Genomic DNA, 15,690 nt, shown 5'->3' with positions numbered 1-15,690 from the left:
CCGCAAGGAGGTATCAGATGAGCACCGATGTGAACAAGATGTTTGAACAGCAGCTCGAGCAGTTGACCGGCCCGGCCCGCAAGTTTGCCGAACTGGCACTGGATCACGCCCAGAAAGTATCGGCCTTCCAGACCGAAGTGGCCCGGGACTACATCCTGATGGGCGTCGGTTATGCCAAGGAAGCGGCTGCCATCGACAGCCCGCAGAGCCTGCAGAAGTGGTTGGGTGGGCGCGGCGATGCCGTGCAGACCGTTGGCAAGCGGGTTGGCGACGACGTCCAGACCCTGCTGGGCTTCGGCCGTGACTACGCGGAACAGACCAGCAAGCTGAGCCGCGAACAGATCGAGACGGTCAGCAAGGCCATCGACCGCGCTGCCTGATCCGACCCCCAGGAAATCCGAAGCCGGCCCGCGGGCCGGCTTTTTTGTCGGTTCCCGCCAGGAAAACAATCACCCCGGAAGCCTGGGTTATTTGGTAACACCCGCCCCGATCACGGTTCCTACGCCTGATTGGAGCCATTCCTCAGTAAATCCCGGCATCGGGCTGCACCGCTCCGGGACACCGCCAGGAAATGCCTCGGAAAGCAGCGAGGCTGCTTGCCTGCCCGGTCCGCAAAGACCCGCACGGCCTCATATGCGTTGTGAAAAAACAACGAAAAACCCCCAACGGCTTTCATTTGTTCTGTTAATTTTTAATTTTTCCTTTCATAACAAATAGGCATTTTTCCTTATTTGACGCGGCATACAGCCGAGAAAAACATCTTCGAAAAATTGACAAAATGCCGGATAGCGGCGATCTTTCCAGTGTCGTTGCATTTCACCAACAAACCCGGCCGACACTGACGCAGGTGTCGCGAAACTCCAACAAACGATTGGAGGCAACGCCGGAACAAGCGAAATGCAATGCGTACGTGGGACCGTGCCTGATCAAAGGTCCCGTCACGGCCTCCTCCGTCGCCACTCAGGGCAGACACCAGAAGACCAAGGGATTCGACGGAACGAGGCCAGCGATGCACCAAGAAGAAGCTTGCGCGGCTACCCCTCGCCGCCCGGGCACGCGATTTCAGATAACGGAGGAAGAACCGTGAGCAGAAAAATCCTGACTGGAAAAACTGCCGGGACCGCACTCGGCCTGGTGGCAGGCTTGATGATGGCGCAGAACGCGGCCGCAGTGGAACTCGGCACGTTCAACGACACCACCTTCTCCATAGGTGGCTACGTCAAGGCCGACGCCATGTTCACCGACCGCACCAACCGCGCGCTGAACGACGCCAATGAGTCCTTCCTCGTGCCGGCGCTGATTCCGCTGGAAGGCGCACAGGACGCAGACAACGTGACCCGCTACAGCGTCCGCGAGTCGCGCATCAACTTCGGCACCAGCACTCCAAGCCGGCTAGGCGAGGTGCGCACCTTCATCGAGATGGATTTCCTCGAAGAACGCGACCTGGCCCGCTCGCGGCTGGTCGGCAACACCACGCCGCGCCTGCGCCACGCGTTTGTCTCCGTCGGCCCCTGGCTGGTGGGTCAGACCTGGGGCACCTTCTACGATGTGTCCTCGCTGCCCGAGGCACTGGACTTCATTGGCCCGGTGGGCACCGTCTTCAACCGCAACCTGCAGGTGCGCTACACCCACGACATGGGTATGGGCAACAACATGATGTTTGCCCTCGAGCAGCCGTTCACGACTCTCGTTGCCGAAGACGCCCTCGGAACACAAACTTCTGTCGGAATTGACGAGGACGGCAACCCCATCGTGACGGAATCTGCTGTGATTGCAGAAGGCGGCGCGTTGCGCTCCGGCCGTGATGACCGCTTCCCGGACATCGTCGCCCGCTATAACACCAGCGGCGACTGGGGCAACGGCTCGCTGGCGGTGATGGCGCGGAACATCCGGGCCGATCGCAGCAGCTCCACCGACGCCGGTGCCGACATCGACGACGACAAGTGGGGTGCCGCGGCCAGCCTGAGCGCCAACGTCAAGACCGTGGGCAAGGACACCCTCAAGTTCCAGTTCAACGTCGGCAACGCCCTGGGCCGTTACATCTCGCTGAATGCCTTCCCCGACGCCTTCGTCGATGAGAACGGCCGGCTGGATCTGGTCACCGTCACCGGCGGCTTCGTTGGTTACCAGCGCTGGTGGACCGACCGCACCCGTAGCAGCCTGATCTACAGCTATGTCGAGGCGGACAACCCGAGCAGCGCGCCTGACGCGGCGAACAAGTCGATCCAGTCGGTACACGTGAACCTGATCCATTCGCCGATCTCGAACCTGGACGTGGGCATCGAGTATCTCTGGGCCGAGCGCAACATCGAAGGCCGCGTGGCCCGTGCGGATGGTCGCTCCGGCAGGGTCGGCTCCGGTGACATGAACCGGGTGCAGGTCTCGGCCAAGTACAGCTTCTGATCTCGGGTTTCAGAAGCGCATGAAAAAGGCGCCTTCGGGCGCCTTTTTTTAATCCGCGAACCAGGGCGCCCCAGAATCAGAATCGGTAACGCGTGCCTATGCCGACAACATTGGAGCCGCCACTGGCCCCGCCGTACAGGCCAAACACCGCGGAGCGGTGATGCAGCCGTGTGAACACATCGAAATTCTGCGTCCCGGGCACGGTGACGCTGACCTCGACCAGCAGGTAGTTCAGCAGCCGCTGGGTGCCCTTGCGCTGCTCGGAAACCGGTGAATTGGTGGCATAGGACTGGCCCTCACCGAAGGCGAAACTGGTGTCCAGGTAGTTGTCCCAGGGGAATCTGGTCCAGCGGGCGACGATGACACCGACGAATTCCCAGTGATCCTGGTCACCGCTGTGGCGCCCGGCCTGCACCTCCGCCTCCCAGCGCAGGTGCTCCCAACTGGTGCCAAGATGCCAGCCGAAACCACCGGAATAGTATTCCGAGTCCTCGAACGAGGCTTCAAGCCGGGTCAGGATACGCACCATGCGGTCGCGGCTCAGCCGACCGGCATAGGCGAACACCCAGCGCTCGCGATCCGGCCCGGCCCATTCGTGGGACGAACCGGAATCGGCTATGGCGGACTGGGTCGGCAGGACCAGGGCAATGCCCAACAACAGAGAAGACAAAAGCGGACGGATTTTCATTCTTGTTCCAGGAAGCGTGTAATTGAACCGGGGGCGTGGCGACTCCGGCGCAGGCGCGGACACCCAAAAGCATTTTTATGGCGGCGAATCATAGCAGCATGTTTCCGCCGACCCCCACAAGCACGTCGACGGCACCCAGCGGTCGCAAAGGACAAGCAGGAACAACACGGGAACCTGCCCATGACGATGCAATGCTCCGTTCACCCTGCCCGCCCCCTGCTGCTCTGCCTGTTGCTTGTCGTATTTCCCGCCTGGACAGGCACCGAGGGGGTCTGCCCGGATCCGGGTACCTGGGCGGTGGCCGGCGAGAACGGCCAGTTCAGCACCAGCGACTTGCTGGACCGTTACCATTCGGCGCAGGTGATTCTGCTCGGTGAAACGCATGACCGGATCCAGGATCATCGCTGGCAGTTGCACCTGCTGGCGGCCCTGCATGGCCGCCACCCGGAGATGAGCATTGGTTTCGAGATGTTGCCGCGACGCAGTCAGGCGAGCCTGGATGCCTGGATCCGCGGCGAACTCGACGAGGAGGAACTGCTAAAGGAGAGCAACTGGTTCGAAGTCTGGGGACACGCCTCGTCCCTCTACATGCCGCTGTTCCAGTTCGCCCGCATGCACCGGATCCCGAGCTATGCGCTGAACGTGGACCGGGACACTGTCAGCCGAATCGGCCGCAGCGGCTGGGAGGCCTTGCCGGATGACGAGCGCGAGCACGTCGGTCCGGCGGCAGAGCCGCCAGCAGACTATGTCGATGAAATGCGGGAGGTGCTTGCCAGTCATCCCCTGCCCGACGATGCCGAACCGGAAGACTTTCTGGATCAATTCGTGCGCTCGCAGACGGTCTGGGACCGCGCCATGGCCGAGAAGCTTGCCGAGGCCACAAAACGCCACGACGGGCCAGCGATCGGTATCGTCGGTCGCGGCCACGCCGAATACGGGCATGGCATCCCGCATCAGCTCGAGGACCTGGGTATCGATCAGGTTGTGGTCCTGCTACCCCATCGGCAGGGCCAGGCCTGTCTGGCGGAATCACCGTACCCGGCCGACGCCCTGTTCGGCATCGCGACCGGTAGTCACGACGGCAGGGTCTCGCCACCGCGGCTGGGGGCCTCTGTCAGCGCGGAAGCCGAAGGCCTGCTGGTGACCGAAGTCAGCAGCGACGGCCCGGCGGACCGTGCCGGGCTCCGGGCGGACGATATTCTGGTGAAGGCCGGTGGACGAACGCTGGCAAGTCGCGACGACCTGCTGGCGCTACTCGATCAGCAACGCCCCGGCAGCGCGCTTGCCATGGAAATCCTGCGCAATGGCCAACCGCGGGACCTGCTGGTGGAATTCTAAACCGCCCCACCCTGGTGCCTACGCACTATTCGCGTGCGCCGTTCCAAGGCGATGATCCGCCTGAAACGCCACGGCGTTTACCATGGTGACACCCTGCGACCCATCACCGACTTGCAATCCCCCATTGACCGCATGCCATGTTCGGCAACGGTTTTTCATAACAACTCGATGCCGTAGCATGGTGCCACACGCAATCCGGGATTGGCCGCGATACACGGGCCTACCAGGAGGGACGCAGAATGATTCGACTTCGCACAGGCGCCCTGGGACTGGCATTACTAATGCTTCCAGTGGCTCAGGGCACCAGCCAGGAAATGCAGCCACAGGCCGAGCCGCCGGCTACACCGGGTGAGGCGGCACCGGGCGGCGAGGCACAGCCCGCCCCGCCACCGCAGGGCCGGCAACCCGAAGCCCAGCCCCAGCAGCCCGAAGCAGGCGTTCCGCAGGAACCGCCGGCGGCGGGTCAGGCAGGTCAGCAGCCGGCGCAGCCGGCGGAACCCGCACAGCCCGTGCCGGGGCAGGATCAACCGGCGCAGCCGGCACAGCCTGGCGAACCGGCTCAACCGAGCCCGCAGGCGCCGGCAGGGCCGCCGGCCTCGGCCGAGGAACGGGCCCCCGCTGCTGATGAACAGCAGTTGCCGGAAATGGGACCGGATGATTCGCAATTGGCGCCGTCACGGCCGGAAACCGCCACCGGGGAAGGCCGTGGTCGGCAGCCGATGCCGGGCGAACAGTTGCGCGGCGACCAGGCGGGACCGAGTGTCATGCCGAACCAGCCGTCGGATGAACAGCAGCAGCCACAGCAACCGGGTGGCCAGGGCGGCCAACAGGGTGCTCAGCCGCTGCCCGGCCAGAATCCCGGACGTACGCCCGGGGCGGGTGGCACTCCCGGGGAAGGGGGCCATGGCGCACCGCCGGGTTTGTAATTGAGACAAGAGAGTCGTTGAAAGAAAAAGCCGGGCCTGATGCCCGGCTTTTTTCGCCTTCCGAAAACCCCTGCTCAGCAACGACCTTTCTTTGCCTGTCCCGGCGGGCAGAAACCCGAGCGGCCACGCGGCCCCTGCTGATAGTAATGATGATGGTTTTCCTGGTAACGGCCACCGCGATGATAGCGGTCATCGTAACGGCGCTCCTGGTAACGCCGATCCCGGGCGTCACGCGTACTGATTGCCGAGCCGGTGGCACCGCCCAGGCCGCCACCAAGAATCGCTCCCTCGCGACCACCAAGTTCCGAACCCAGATAGCCGCCCAGTGCACCGCCAATGCCGCCACCGATCGCGGCCCGGGTGCTCTGGTCGTAGGCGCTCGCCGTCATCGGAGCCACCAGAGAGGCCGTCAGCATCATTCCAAGAAGCATATTGCGGAACATGGTTCTTCCCTCCTTGCGCCTGTTAATCATGACTCGGGATCGAGCTTGCCGGAGGGCAACTGAACGGCGACTGAACCGGAAACCGTCCGTCAAAAAAACCGGCTGCCACGATGACAGCCGGTTTTCGCTAAACAGCAGGCGCGGGATCGAGACCGCGCTCGCCTGGTACTAATTGTCGTTGAGGCGGGCCACCCACTCGTCCATGACAGGACCCATGGTCTCGTCCCAGCCTGCTGCCTGGTAGAGGCTCAACATGGCATTGGGCATGTCACCCACGGCAATGCCGGCAATGATGATCTTGCAGTGCTCGGCCAGCATGCCGCGCAGATGATCGGTGTCCTCGCGCCCGGACGGTACGGTTTCCTGCGCCGGCAGCATGCAGACCTCATCGGCGGCCTCGGCACTGGATTGCATGACTTCCAGGAAAGCCGTCTCGCGGGTCTCGTCTTCCGGCGCGGAACGGGCTGCGGAAAGCACCTGCGGCGGCAAATCGCCCTCGATTCCGGTCACTGCCGCACGGACCGCCGTTTCGTCCAGTGCCTTCATCGCCTCGGTGAAGTCCAGCGCAAACAGCGCGAACACCGTCAGCCAGGCCTGCGCCTGCTGGTTCTCACCGGCACCGGTTTCCGCCATCTTCTGCATCAAGGCCGCCACCAGATCGTTGCCGATCTCCTCGTGCTGCGCCTTGCGCTCGGACGCCAGTTCTTCAAGGCGTTGAAGCGTGTCGTTGTCGATTTCGTCGTTGCCGGCAGCCTGGCGCAGCCGCTGGTTGAACTGGGCATACGTCTGGTCGCTGCTGTCAGACGACATGCTGTAAACAAGCACTTCGTCCAGCGCATAAACGTCGATCTTGCCGTCCTCGCGCGCCACGTTCATTGCCGCTTCAAGTTCGGCATCGAGCACGTCGTAACGGGCGTTGATAAACTCCTCCAGGCCGTCGGCGTCCTCCGGAACCTGCTCCGGCCAGTCCGCCTGCAAAGGCAGGACGGCCATCGCGAGAGCGGCGGTCATGCTGCAGATCAGTGTCCGCATGCGTGAGCTCTTGGAATTCTGCACGGTGTCACCCCGTTTTGGTCGCTGAATAAAATGTAGGCGGGCCAGGGAGATCCTGACGCTTTCCACGTCGGCGCCCGGAGCCCGTCTGTTCCACGGGTACGGCGCGTTGCCGGTTCGGTAGCTTAAGCGACCGGACTGTCATCGCAACCCCATCCGGGGCCGAAACCAGGCGATGCCTCCCGGCAGGACGGCGCTGACTCAAAGACAAATCAGCCGGCCCTTGCCTGTGTCTTGCGGACAGCGTTTCCGGGCCCGGGTTCACAGGCAGCACGCAACCCCGGCCCCGACCAGCGGGGCCATCAACCCGATTGCGGCGGAGCGCCGCCTGACACCAGAATGGCGGCGGCGCGGCTGGCGCGCCTCGCACATGCAGTGATGAAGCCGATGACCCACATACCGCACCATGGAAATCGCTGGCTGGATACCCTGGAAAGACTGGGAAACCGCCTGCCGGAACCGGTCAGCCTGTTCGCGATCGCCCTGCTGCTGGTGATGCTGCTGTCACAGATCGGTGCCTGGCTGCACTGGTCTGCGCTCACACCGGAAGGCGAAACCATGCAGGTGCAGAGCCTGCTCTCGGCCGATGGCAGCTGGTGGCTGTTGCGGCACATGGTGGAGAATTTCGTCCTCTTCCCGCCGCTCGGCATCGTGCTGGTGGCGATGTTCGGCATCGGCCTGGCCGAACGCTCCGGGCTGCTGGCAGCAGTCCTCGAACGCGGTCTGCGCGGTGCTCCACAGCGACTGCTGACGCCCACCGTGCTGTTTCTCGGCATCTGTTCCTCGCTGACCGTGGATGCCGGATACGTGGTCCTGCCGCCGCTGGCCGCGGCCCTGTACTACATGGCGGGCCGGCCGCCCCTGGTGGGGCTTGCCGCCGCCTTTGCCGGGGTTTCGGCGGGCTACAGCGCCAATATCGTCCTCACCGCGCTGGATCCGTTGCTGGCCGGCCTGAGCCAGAGTGCCGCCCGGATCATTGCCCCCGAATGGCAGGTGGCCGTCACCGCGAACTGGTATTTCGCCGCCGTCTCGGCGGTCGTGCTGACCCTGGTTGGCTGGTGGCTCACCGCGCGTTTCGTCGAACCGCGCCAGCAACACACCGTGAACGACCAGGCCGCACCCGCAGAACAGACATCCGGCACCGGCGACAAGCCGGTCCGCGGCCTGCGCGCCGCCGGACTGACGCTACTGGTCACGCTGTTCGTCCTGGCACTGCTGATCCTGGTCCCCGGCGCACCACTGCACGGTGATGGTGAACAGTTCGCCCGCTGGATCGAGGTCATGGTACCGATCCTGTTCCTGACCTTTCTCGGAACCGGCCTGGCCTACGGTATCGGGGCGGGCACCGTTCGCAACGACCGCGACATCGCCGAGATGCTCAGTGACACGGTGCGCGGGCTGGCCCCGTACATCGTCCTGGCCTTCGTTGCCGCGCAATTCATCGAGGCCTTCCGCTACAGTCAACTCGGACTCCTACTGGCGATCCACGGTGGTGAACTGCTGGCCGCCCTCGCGGCACCCGCGCCGGTCCTGGTGACCGCCTTCATCACCCTGGTGATCCTGGCCAATCTGCTGATGGGGTCCGCCTCGGCCAAGTACGCGCTGCTGGCGCCGGTGTTCGTGCCCATGCTGATGCAGGCCGGCCTGAGCCCGGAACTGACCCAGGCTGCCTACCGGGTGGGAGACTCGGTCAGCAACGTGATCACGCCGCTGAATCCGTACTGGGTCATCATTCTCGCCTTTGCCCAGCGCTGGCAGCGCAATGCCGGAATCGGCACCCTGCTGGCCCTGATGCTGCCCTACGCCATCGGCTTCGCCGTGTTCTGGAGCCTGCTGCTGGCGGTTTGGGCGGCGACGGGTCTGCCGCTGGGGCCGGGCGGCGGCATCAGCTATCCCTGATTTCCTATACTTGTGGCCAGGCGTCCCGCTGCGGGATCGAGTCAGGGCGCCTGGAAGAAATCGGTCTGGCGGCAGATCCATCCTGCCGAACGCCCGGAGCGCGTGTCGCTGGGGGAGGGGTTGGCATGGTATCCGGCTCTGACGAACTGGACAGGCAGCAGCGGCAATCGATGCCGAACTTCGTGCGTACCGCGCTGGAGCGGCAAAAACTGATGGACGCCTACCGTGCCTGCTCGCTGGAACAGCAGCGGGACTACATCTGGTGGATCAGCAGTGCCAAGCGGCGCGCCACCCAGGAGCGGCGGCTGAATCATATGCTGAACGACCTCCGCAAGACACAGCACGCGGACGATCTGGACTGATCCGGCGGCTTAAGGATCGCGCCGCTTGAACTCGCCCTCGATGGTCTGCCGACCCTCCGCCTCGGACCCCTGACCCGCTCCCGGCCGTGACTGACCCTGAATCGGACCATGCACCACGCGCACCCGCTGCATCAGGCCCAGCACCATCAGTCTGCGGGTGAACGGAATCAGGCAGGCAAGGCCGATGGCGTCGGTCACGAAGCCCGGGGTCAGCAGCAACACGCCACCGATGGCCAGGGCCACGCCTTCCAGCATCTCCATCGCCGGCACACGCCCGCGATCAAGATTGTCCCGCGCCCGTTGCATCGTCTGCAGGCCCTGACGCTGCAGCAGCGCAGCTCCGATGGCGGCAGTCAACAGACACAGGGCAATGGTACTGAGAGCGCCGATCTGCGTGCCCACCGCGATCAGGATGTAGATCTCGGTCAGCGGCACGACGACCAGCACGGTTAGCAGGATCAGCAGGGGCATGGCGGAGCGTCCACGGTGTTTGGTGTGCCTCATACCATGCGGGCGAGGCGGCGGGCTTACAAGGGTAATCTGGACGGGGCCTGGTGCCATCCCGAGTGGGTTGGGCCAGCGCAAGGTTTCGCCTGGCCTGACGAACCTCCGGTTCAACAGGGCCAGCCGAAAGCTTCCACTGTCCCTACCAGGCTGCAGACTGTGTTGCTTCGCTCGCGCCAAACCGCCCGGCCGATGGCTTTGCGGACGACCACCACCATGCCGGTCGCCGCTGAGTGCCGGGGGAGGAGAATTTTTACCCGGACCTGTTGGGCCGAAGGCACGTCAGTCCGGGGAAAAACTTGTCCTCACCCGGCACGGGCCGCCGTTGCCATCTCCGGAGTGTTGGGCCAATGCAAGGTTTCGCCCGGCCTGACGAACCTCCGGTTCAACAGGGCCGGCCGAAAGCTTCCACTGGCCCTGCCAGGCTGCCAGCCCTGTGCAGGAATACTGTTTATTTGTACAGTATTCGCATGTCCTATGCGGAACTCCATTGCCTGAGCAACTTCACCTTCCTGCGCGGCGCCTCCCATCCGGGTGAGCTGGTCAGGCGGGCCCATGCCCTGGGCTATCAGGCCCTGGCGCTGACCGACGAATGTTCGCTGGCCGGGGTCGTACGGGCCTGGCGGGCGGCACGGGAAACCGGGCTGAAACTGATTGTCGGCAGCGAGTTGCGGCTGACCGACGGACCGACCCTGGTCCTGCTGGCGCCGGACCGGGCCGCCTACGGTCAGCTTTGTGCGCTGATCACCCGGGCACGCACCCGCGCCGACAAGGGGCGCTACCGCGTGTTCCGGGATGATCTGGAACAGGCGGTACCCGCCTGCCTGGCACTGCTGGTTCCGGGGTCGACACCCGATCACGCGAGCGCCGACTGGTTCGCGCGGCATTTTCGCGGTCGTGGCTGGATCGCCGTCGAATGCTTTCATGGCCCTGACGACGCGGGCCACTTGCAACATCTGCAGCAACTGGCCGAAGAACTGGACTTGCCGCTGGTTGCTGCCGGCGATGTCCACATGCACCGTCGCGGACGACGCGCCCTGCAGGACAGCCTGAGCGCCGTCCGCCTGCGCAAGCCACTGACGGCGTTGGGCCTGCAATTGCAGTCCAATGGTGAACGCCACCTGCGCAGCCTGAGGCACCTGCGCGGCCTCTATCCCGCCAGCCTGCTGCAGGAGACCTTGCGGATCGCCGAGCGCTGCCGGTTCCGGCTGGACGAACTGCGCTACGAGTATCCCGAGGAACTGGTCCCCGCCGGCATGACCGCCGACGCCCATCTGCGTTGCCTGGTGCAGGCGGGGGCACGCTGGCGCTGGCCGGAAGGCGCGCCTGCAGTGGTCCGGCAGCAACTCGCGCGGGAACTGAACCTGATCGCGGAACTGCGTTACGAGGCCTACTTCCTGACCGTGCACGACATTGTTCGCTATGCCCGCAGCAGGGACATCCTCTGCCAGGGACGCGGTTCCGCCGCCAACTCGGCAGTCTGCTACTGCCTTGGCATTACCGAGGTCGACCCGGCCACCAGCCAGTTGCTGTTCGAGCGCTTCATCTCCCGTGCACGCGACGAACCGCCGGACATCGATGTCGATTTCGAACACCAGCGGCGTGAAGAGGTCATCCAGTACATCTATCGCAAGTACGGCCGCCAGCGCGCCGCCCTGGCCGCCACCGTGATCAGCTACCGGCCGCGCAGCGCGATCCGCGACATGGGGCGGGCGTTGGACCTGGCGGAGGACCAGATCGAACGCCTGAGCGGCAACCTGAACTGGTGGGATGACAAGGGCATCGATCCGGAGCGGGTGCGCGAAGCCGGCCTCGATCCGCAAGCCCCGGTGGTGCATCGCCTGCTAACCCTGGTGCGTGAGCTGGTCGGCTTCCCTCGCCACCTGTCCCAGCATGTCGGCGGCTTCGTGATCTCCCGCGGCCCGCTAAGCGAACTGGTGCCGGTGGAAAACGCCGGCATGGCCAAGCGCACGGTAATCCAGTGGGACAAGGATGACCTGGAGGCGCTCGGGCTGCTCAAGGTGGATGTACTGGCGCTGGGCATGCTGAGCGCCATCCACCGGACCCTGGACCTGCTGGCGGAACACCACGGTCGACACCTGACAATAGCCGACATCCCGCAACAGGACGAGGCCGTCTACCGCATGCTCCAGCGCGGCGATTCCATGGGTGTATTCCAGGTGGAGTCCCGCGCCCAGATGGCCATGCTGCCACGACTCAGGCCCTGCCGTTTCTATGACCTGGTGATCCAGGTTGCCATCGTGCGTCCCGGCCCGATCCAGGGCGACATGGTGCATCCCTATCTGCGGCGACGGGATGGACTCGAACCGATCAGTTACCCCAGCGACGAGGTGCAGCATGTCCTCAAGCGAACCCTGGGCGTACCGATCTTCCAGGAACAGGTGATGCAACTGGCCCAGGCCGCCGCCGGCTTCAGCGCCGACGAGGCGGATCACCTGCGCCGCTCCATGGCGGCCTGGAAAATGAAGGGCGGGCTGGAGCACTTCGAACAACGTCTGCGCCAGGGCATGGCCGAGCGTGGATACAGCCGGGCCTTTGCCGATCAGATCTTCCGCCAGATCCGCGGTTTCGGCAGTTACGGCTTTCCCGAGTCCCATGCCGCCAGTTTCGCCAAGCTGGTCTGGGTTTCCGCCTGGCTCAAGCACCACTACCCGGCGGCCTTCTGCTGCGCCCTGCTCAACAGCCAGCCGATGGGCTTCTACGCCCCGGCGCAACTGGTGCGGGACGCGCGCCAGCATGGCGTCACCGTGCTGCCGGTGGATGTGTTGCACAGCCGGGCCGACTGCAGCCTGGAACAGGCCGGCGACAACAACCGCAATCCGGCGCTCAGGCTCGGACTGAACAGGGTCAAGGGACTGTCCGCCGAGGGCATCCGGGCGCTGATCGATGCGCGCGAACAGGCAACATTTTACGGCATCGGCGATCTGGCACACCGCAGCCAACTGTCGCGACGCGATCTGCAGGCACTGAGCGAGGCTGGCGCGCTGCACTCCCTGGCAGCGGATCGGCGGCAGTCCTGCTGGCAGGTACTGGCCATCGAACCGGATCTGCCGTTGCTGGCCGCAAGCAGCCAGCAGGTGCATGAGCCGGCCCTGGCGCCGCCGAGTACCGGCGATAACGTGGTGGCCGACTATGCCAGCCTGGGCCTCAGCCTGGAGGCACACCCGCTGGCCCTGCTGCGGCGGACATTGCGCCGCCGGCGGCTACTCTGTGCGAGCGATCTGCAGGCCATGGAACATGGCCGGCTGGTGCGCACCGCCGGCCTGGTGATCAACCGGCAACGCCCGGGATCCGCCGGCGGCGTGACCTTCGTCACCCTGGAGGACGAAACCGGGCACATCAATCTGGTGGTCTGGAAACGCACCGCCGAGGCCCAGCGCCGCATCCTGCTCGGCGCCAGCCTGCTGGGTGTCAGCGGCACCTGGGAACGCCGCGGCGAGGTCTGTCATCTGGTGGCGGGAAAACTGGAGGATCATTCGGAACTGCTCGGGCGACTGCAGACCCGGTCGAGGGATTTCAGGTAGGGGAAGTGTTCAGTGGTTCAGTTTTCAGTGTTCAGACGGTGCAGATCTGCAATGCCTATCCGGAAGCCGGATGTCTGTCGGAAAACTGAACACTGAACACTTCTCACTTTTCCCTCAGACCTCTCCCTTCTTGAACCGTGCCAGTTCACGTCGGCTGTGCTTGTCGGGGCGACCCCTGGGCTGTGGAAAGGCGGCGGACTGGGTGCGGAGCTGCACGCGCAGTGCTTCACGCCGCTCGATGCTGTCGGCGAACTCCTCGTACAGTGTCTGCGCGATCTTTGCCGGGCCGCGCTGCTCGGCCACATCCAGCACCTGCACATGGAATTCGAAGGCATCCTTGCGGATGCGCAGCTCATCCCCGGGACGCACCGTCTTCGCGGGCTTGGCCCGCGCGTCGTTCAACTCCACCTTGCCGCCGTTGATCGCTTCAACCGCAAGCCGCCGGGTCTTGAAGAACCGCGCCGCCCACAGCCAGCGATCCACACGTACGCCTGTCTCGCTCATATCCGCCTGCTCACCACCCAACCACGTCATTCCACGGCGTCCACCCCACTCAGCCGGGCAGATCCAGAGGCTCGGCCGCAACGATGACGCCATCCTCATCCGCATAGAGATATTCGCCCGGCCGAATGCTGATACCGCCGAAGCTCACCGGCACATCGCGCTCACCCTCACCCCGCTTCTCGCTACGCCGTGGATGGGTATTCAGGCCCTTGACCGGCAATGGAATGGCAGCCAGTTCGGCGGCATCCCGCACGCAGCCGTAGACCACGACTCCGGCCCAGCCATTGTCATGTCCCATGCGGGCGAGGTTGTCACCCAGCAGCGCGCAGCGCATGGAACCACCGCCGTCCACAACCAGCACCCGCCCGTCACCAGGCTCGGACAGCGCCTCGCGGACGCGGGAATTGTCCTCGAAGGTCTGCACGGTACTCACCGGACCGTTGAACAGGCGCCGGCCACCATAATCCTGAAACATGGGCGCGATAATGCGAACCGCATTACCATGAGCGTCACACAGATCCGTTGTACGCAACTCGGGCATGAACCTTCCTCCAGGACGATGCGGAATGCCAAATCAGCTGTCGTGCCGCGCGGCCCTGTCAGCCGTGTGGGAAACGATCCGCGTTGACGTAACGTTACAAGCCGATGCGGTGCAAAACCATGTCTGACGCGCCGAACAGCGACCTGCGACGACGGCTGATCATTGCCGTGCTGGTAGGCAGCGCGGTCGTTGGCGGCTATATTGCCGCGCTTTACTGGTTTTTCACGCACATCTGGCCGCAACTGCCGCCGTGGGCGATGTTTCTCGCCTTCCTGCTGCTGGCCATCCTGGTGATCGGTTCCCCCATTGCCGCGCTGCGCGCCGTTCACCACCTCTGAACACAGGCCCTGGAGCGCCGCAACCATGGACAATGCCCTGCGGGTTCATTACCGGTTGACCCTGGCCGCCGGCGAAAACGGCGCGGACAAGGCCCGCGGCATCGCCCTGGAACAGACCGCCGAGCTTCCGGCGCGCTGCATCCCGGAGCCCTTGCTGGAACGCCACGTCGGCCAGGTGGTCGACCTGCGGCAGACCGGCGAACACACCTGGAATGCATCCATCGCCTACGCCGCCGAGCTGTGCGGTGGTGAGCTGACCCAGTTGCTCAACATGCTGTTCGGCAATATCTCGATGAAGGCCGGCATCCTGATCACCGGTATCGACTGGCCGGAGACGCTGCTGGATCATTTTGGTGGCCCCGGCCACGGCATCGCCGGCCTGCGCGCCCTGTTGCAATTGTCGCCGGACCAGCCGCTGAGTTGTACCGCGCTGAAACCGATGGGCTCCGATGCGAGCACCCTGGCGGAAATCACCCGTGCCTTTGCCGCCGGCGGCGTCGATATCATCAAGGATGATCACGGTCTGGCAAACCAGCCCTCGGCGCGCTTTCGTGACCGGATGCTTGCCTGCCAGCGGGCCGTCGAGCAGATGAACGCGCAGCAGGCCGGCCGCAGCCTGTATTTTCCGAACGTCACCGCCGGACCCGGCGAGTTGCTGGAACGCATGGCGATGGCCCGCAATGCCGGCTGCCGCGGCGTGCTGCTGTCACCCTGGCTGTGCGGGCTGGACAGCATGCGTCTTGCCCGCGATGAATTCGGCCTGGCCGTGCTGGCGCATCCGGCGATGACGGGCAGTTACTTCGGGACAGACCACGGGCTGCAGCCGGAGGTACTGCTGGGCGACCTGTTTCGTGTCGCCGGTGCCGATGCGGTGATCTATCCGAATACCGGCGGTCGCTTCGGTTTCAGTCTCGCCACCTGTGAAGCCATCAACCATGCCCTGCGGCGGCCGCTGGGCCGTTTGTGTGGCGCGATGCCCGCACCCGGCGGCGGCATGGACATGGCCCGGGCAGCGCATTGGATCGACCAGTACGGGGTCGATACCATGGTGCTGATCGGCGGCAGCCTGTACCAGCAGGATGACCTGCGTGGCGCCACACGGCGGCTGCTCGCAACCCTTGGGCGCTGACACGACGGCAGGAAGGT

General features: G+C 64.6%; 16 protein-coding genes. 8 read left to right on the top strand and 8 right to left on the bottom strand.

The window, feature by feature from the left end; translation table 11 throughout:
• Positions 1-17: 17 nt before the first annotated feature.
• Together M0534_RS06935 and M0534_RS06930 are read left to right on the top strand one after the other, a co-directional pair.
• On the top strand, positions 18-380 hold the full coding sequence (locus M0534_RS06935; RefSeq protein ID WP_248567685.1) for a phasin family protein: 363 nt from the start codon (positions 18-20) through the stop codon (positions 378-380).
• A gap of 703 nt (positions 381-1,083) precedes the next feature.
• Entirely contained in the window at positions 1,084-2,403 is a 1,320-nt protein-coding gene (locus M0534_RS06930; protein ID WP_248567684.1) for a DcaP family trimeric outer membrane transporter, read from the top strand.
• Between the two features lie 76 nt (positions 2,404-2,479).
• Here the strand turns inward: M0534_RS06930 and M0534_RS06925 are convergent, their stop codons facing one another.
• Positions 2,480-3,091 carry a hypothetical protein gene (locus tag M0534_RS06925; protein ID WP_248567683.1) on the bottom strand — a complete coding sequence of 204 codons (612 nt, stop codon included), beginning with the start codon at positions 3,089-3,091 and terminating at the stop codon, positions 2,480-2,482.
• A 180-nt stretch (positions 3,092-3,271) separates the two neighbouring features.
• On the opposite strand from M0534_RS06925, the gene M0534_RS06920 reads away from it, so the two are divergent.
• Positions 3,272-4,429 carry a ChaN family lipoprotein gene (locus M0534_RS06920; protein WP_248567682.1) on the top strand — a complete coding sequence of 386 codons (1,158 nt, stop codon included), beginning with the start codon at positions 3,272-3,274 and terminating at the stop codon, positions 4,427-4,429.
• 278 nt (positions 4,430-4,707) lie between these two features.
• On the opposite strand, the gene M0534_RS06915 is transcribed toward M0534_RS06920, so the two are convergent.
• From M0534_RS06915 to M0534_RS06900, 4 genes are all read right to left on the bottom strand, one after another.
• The gene (locus tag M0534_RS06915) at positions 4,708-5,094 is read right to left on the bottom strand and encodes a hypothetical protein (protein WP_248567681.1); all 387 of its coding nucleotides are present in this window, start codon (positions 5,092-5,094) and stop codon (positions 4,708-4,710) included.
• A 9-nt stretch (positions 5,095-5,103) separates the two neighbouring features.
• A complete protein-coding gene (locus M0534_RS06910) occupies positions 5,104-5,334 on the bottom strand; it encodes a hypothetical protein (RefSeq protein ID WP_248567680.1) in 231 nt (76 codons plus the stop codon).
• Positions 5,335-5,429: 95 nt separating this feature from the next.
• Positions 5,430-5,798 carry a glycine zipper domain-containing protein gene (locus M0534_RS06905; protein WP_248567679.1) on the bottom strand — a complete coding sequence of 123 codons (369 nt, stop codon included), beginning with the start codon at positions 5,796-5,798 and terminating at the stop codon, positions 5,430-5,432.
• A 168-nt stretch (positions 5,799-5,966) separates the two neighbouring features.
• Positions 5,967-6,854, bottom strand: a complete 888-nt coding sequence (locus tag M0534_RS06900) for a hypothetical protein (RefSeq protein ID WP_248567678.1) — start codon at positions 6,852-6,854, stop codon at positions 5,967-5,969.
• Positions 6,855-7,238: 384 nt separating this feature from the next.
• Here M0534_RS06900 and M0534_RS06895 point away from each other — a divergent pair, with 384 nt between their 5' ends.
• The gene (locus M0534_RS06895) at positions 7,239-8,750 is read left to right on the top strand and encodes an AbgT family transporter (RefSeq protein WP_248567677.1); all 1,512 of its coding nucleotides are present in this window, start codon (positions 7,239-7,241) and stop codon (positions 8,748-8,750) included.
• 125 nt (positions 8,751-8,875) lie between these two features.
• Positions 8,876-9,112 (top strand): YdeI/OmpD-associated family protein, encoded by a 237-nt coding sequence (locus tag M0534_RS06890; protein ID WP_248567676.1) that lies wholly within the window; start codon positions 8,876-8,878, stop codon positions 9,110-9,112.
• A gap of 9 nt (positions 9,113-9,121) precedes the next feature.
• Here the strand turns inward: M0534_RS06890 and M0534_RS06885 are convergent, their stop codons facing one another.
• On the bottom strand, positions 9,122-9,583 hold the full coding sequence (locus M0534_RS06885) for an FxsA family protein (RefSeq protein WP_248567675.1): 462 nt from the start codon (positions 9,581-9,583) through the stop codon (positions 9,122-9,124).
• A 503-nt stretch (positions 9,584-10,086) separates the two neighbouring features.
• On the opposite strand from M0534_RS06885, the gene M0534_RS06880 reads away from it, so the two are divergent.
• Complete coding sequence (locus M0534_RS06880) at positions 10,087-13,161, top strand: error-prone DNA polymerase (RefSeq protein ID WP_248567769.1); 3,075 nt, start codon at positions 10,087-10,089, stop codon at positions 13,159-13,161.
• A 114-nt stretch (positions 13,162-13,275) separates the two neighbouring features.
• Here M0534_RS06880 and M0534_RS06875 read toward each other — a convergent pair whose 3' ends face one another.
• Together M0534_RS06875 and rraA are read right to left on the bottom strand one after the other, a co-directional pair.
• Positions 13,276-13,695, bottom strand: a complete 420-nt coding sequence (locus tag M0534_RS06875; RefSeq protein ID WP_248567674.1) for an RNA-binding S4 domain-containing protein — start codon at positions 13,693-13,695, stop codon at positions 13,276-13,278.
• A gap of 19 nt (positions 13,696-13,714) precedes the next feature.
• Entirely contained in the window at positions 13,715-14,206 is a 492-nt protein-coding gene (rraA, locus tag M0534_RS06870; protein WP_248567673.1) for a ribonuclease E activity regulator RraA, read from the bottom strand.
• Between the two features lie 119 nt (positions 14,207-14,325).
• On the opposite strand from rraA, the gene M0534_RS06865 reads away from it, so the two are divergent.
• Both M0534_RS06865 and M0534_RS06860 read left to right on the top strand, forming a co-directional pair.
• A complete protein-coding gene (locus M0534_RS06865; protein ID WP_248567672.1) occupies positions 14,326-14,544 on the top strand; it encodes a hypothetical protein in 219 nt (72 codons plus the stop codon).
• A gap of 25 nt (positions 14,545-14,569) precedes the next feature.
• A complete protein-coding gene (locus tag M0534_RS06860) occupies positions 14,570-15,673 on the top strand; it encodes a RuBisCO large subunit C-terminal-like domain-containing protein (protein ID WP_248567671.1) in 1,104 nt (367 codons plus the stop codon).
• Positions 15,674-15,690 lie beyond the last annotated feature (17 nt).

Source organism: Methylonatrum kenyense (genome assembly GCF_023195885.1).
Classification (GTDB): Bacteria; Pseudomonadota; Gammaproteobacteria; order Nitrococcales; family Aquisalimonadaceae; genus Methylonatrum; species Methylonatrum kenyense.
The sequence above is the reverse complement of the archived record's forward strand: the minus strand, read 5'-3'. Positions and strand labels throughout refer to the sequence as shown.

What these genes read in the sequence shown, in the direction of transcription:
- M0534_RS06875 (WP_248567674.1), bottom strand. Translation starts at nt 13,695, where the DNA reads ATGACGTGGTTGGGTGGTGAGCAGGCGGATATGAGCGAGACAGGCGTA.
- M0534_RS06890 (WP_248567676.1), top strand. Translation starts at nt 8,876, where the DNA reads ATGGTATCCGGCTCTGACGAACTGGACAGGCAGCAGCGGCAATCGATG.
- M0534_RS06880 (WP_248567769.1), top strand. Translation starts at nt 10,087, where the DNA reads ATGTCCTATGCGGAACTCCATTGCCTGAGCAACTTCACCTTCCTGCGC.
- M0534_RS06905 (WP_248567679.1), bottom strand. Translation starts at nt 5,798, where the DNA reads ATGTTCCGCAATATGCTTCTTGGAATGATGCTGACGGCCTCTCTGGTG.
- M0534_RS06910 (WP_248567680.1), bottom strand. Translation starts at nt 5,334, where the DNA reads ATGGCCCCCTTCCCCGGGAGTGCCACCCGCCCCGGGCGTACGTCCGGG.
- M0534_RS06885 (WP_248567675.1), bottom strand. Translation starts at nt 9,583, where the DNA reads ATGCCCCTGCTGATCCTGCTAACCGTGCTGGTCGTCGTGCCGCTGACC.
- rraA (WP_248567673.1), bottom strand. Translation starts at nt 14,206, where the DNA reads ATGCCCGAGTTGCGTACAACGGATCTGTGTGACGCTCATGGTAATGCG.
- M0534_RS06860 (WP_248567671.1), top strand. Translation starts at nt 14,570, where the DNA reads ATGGACAATGCCCTGCGGGTTCATTACCGGTTGACCCTGGCCGCCGGC.
- M0534_RS06925 (WP_248567683.1), bottom strand. Translation starts at nt 3,091, where the DNA reads ATGAAAATCCGTCCGCTTTTGTCTTCTCTGTTGTTGGGCATTGCCCTG.
- M0534_RS06865 (WP_248567672.1), top strand. Translation starts at nt 14,326, where the DNA reads ATGTCTGACGCGCCGAACAGCGACCTGCGACGACGGCTGATCATTGCC.
- M0534_RS06895 (WP_248567677.1), top strand. Translation starts at nt 7,239, where the DNA reads ATGACCCACATACCGCACCATGGAAATCGCTGGCTGGATACCCTGGAA.
- M0534_RS06920 (WP_248567682.1), top strand. Translation starts at nt 3,272, where the DNA reads ATGACGATGCAATGCTCCGTTCACCCTGCCCGCCCCCTGCTGCTCTGC.
- M0534_RS06935 (WP_248567685.1), top strand. Translation starts at nt 18, where the DNA reads ATGAGCACCGATGTGAACAAGATGTTTGAACAGCAGCTCGAGCAGTTG.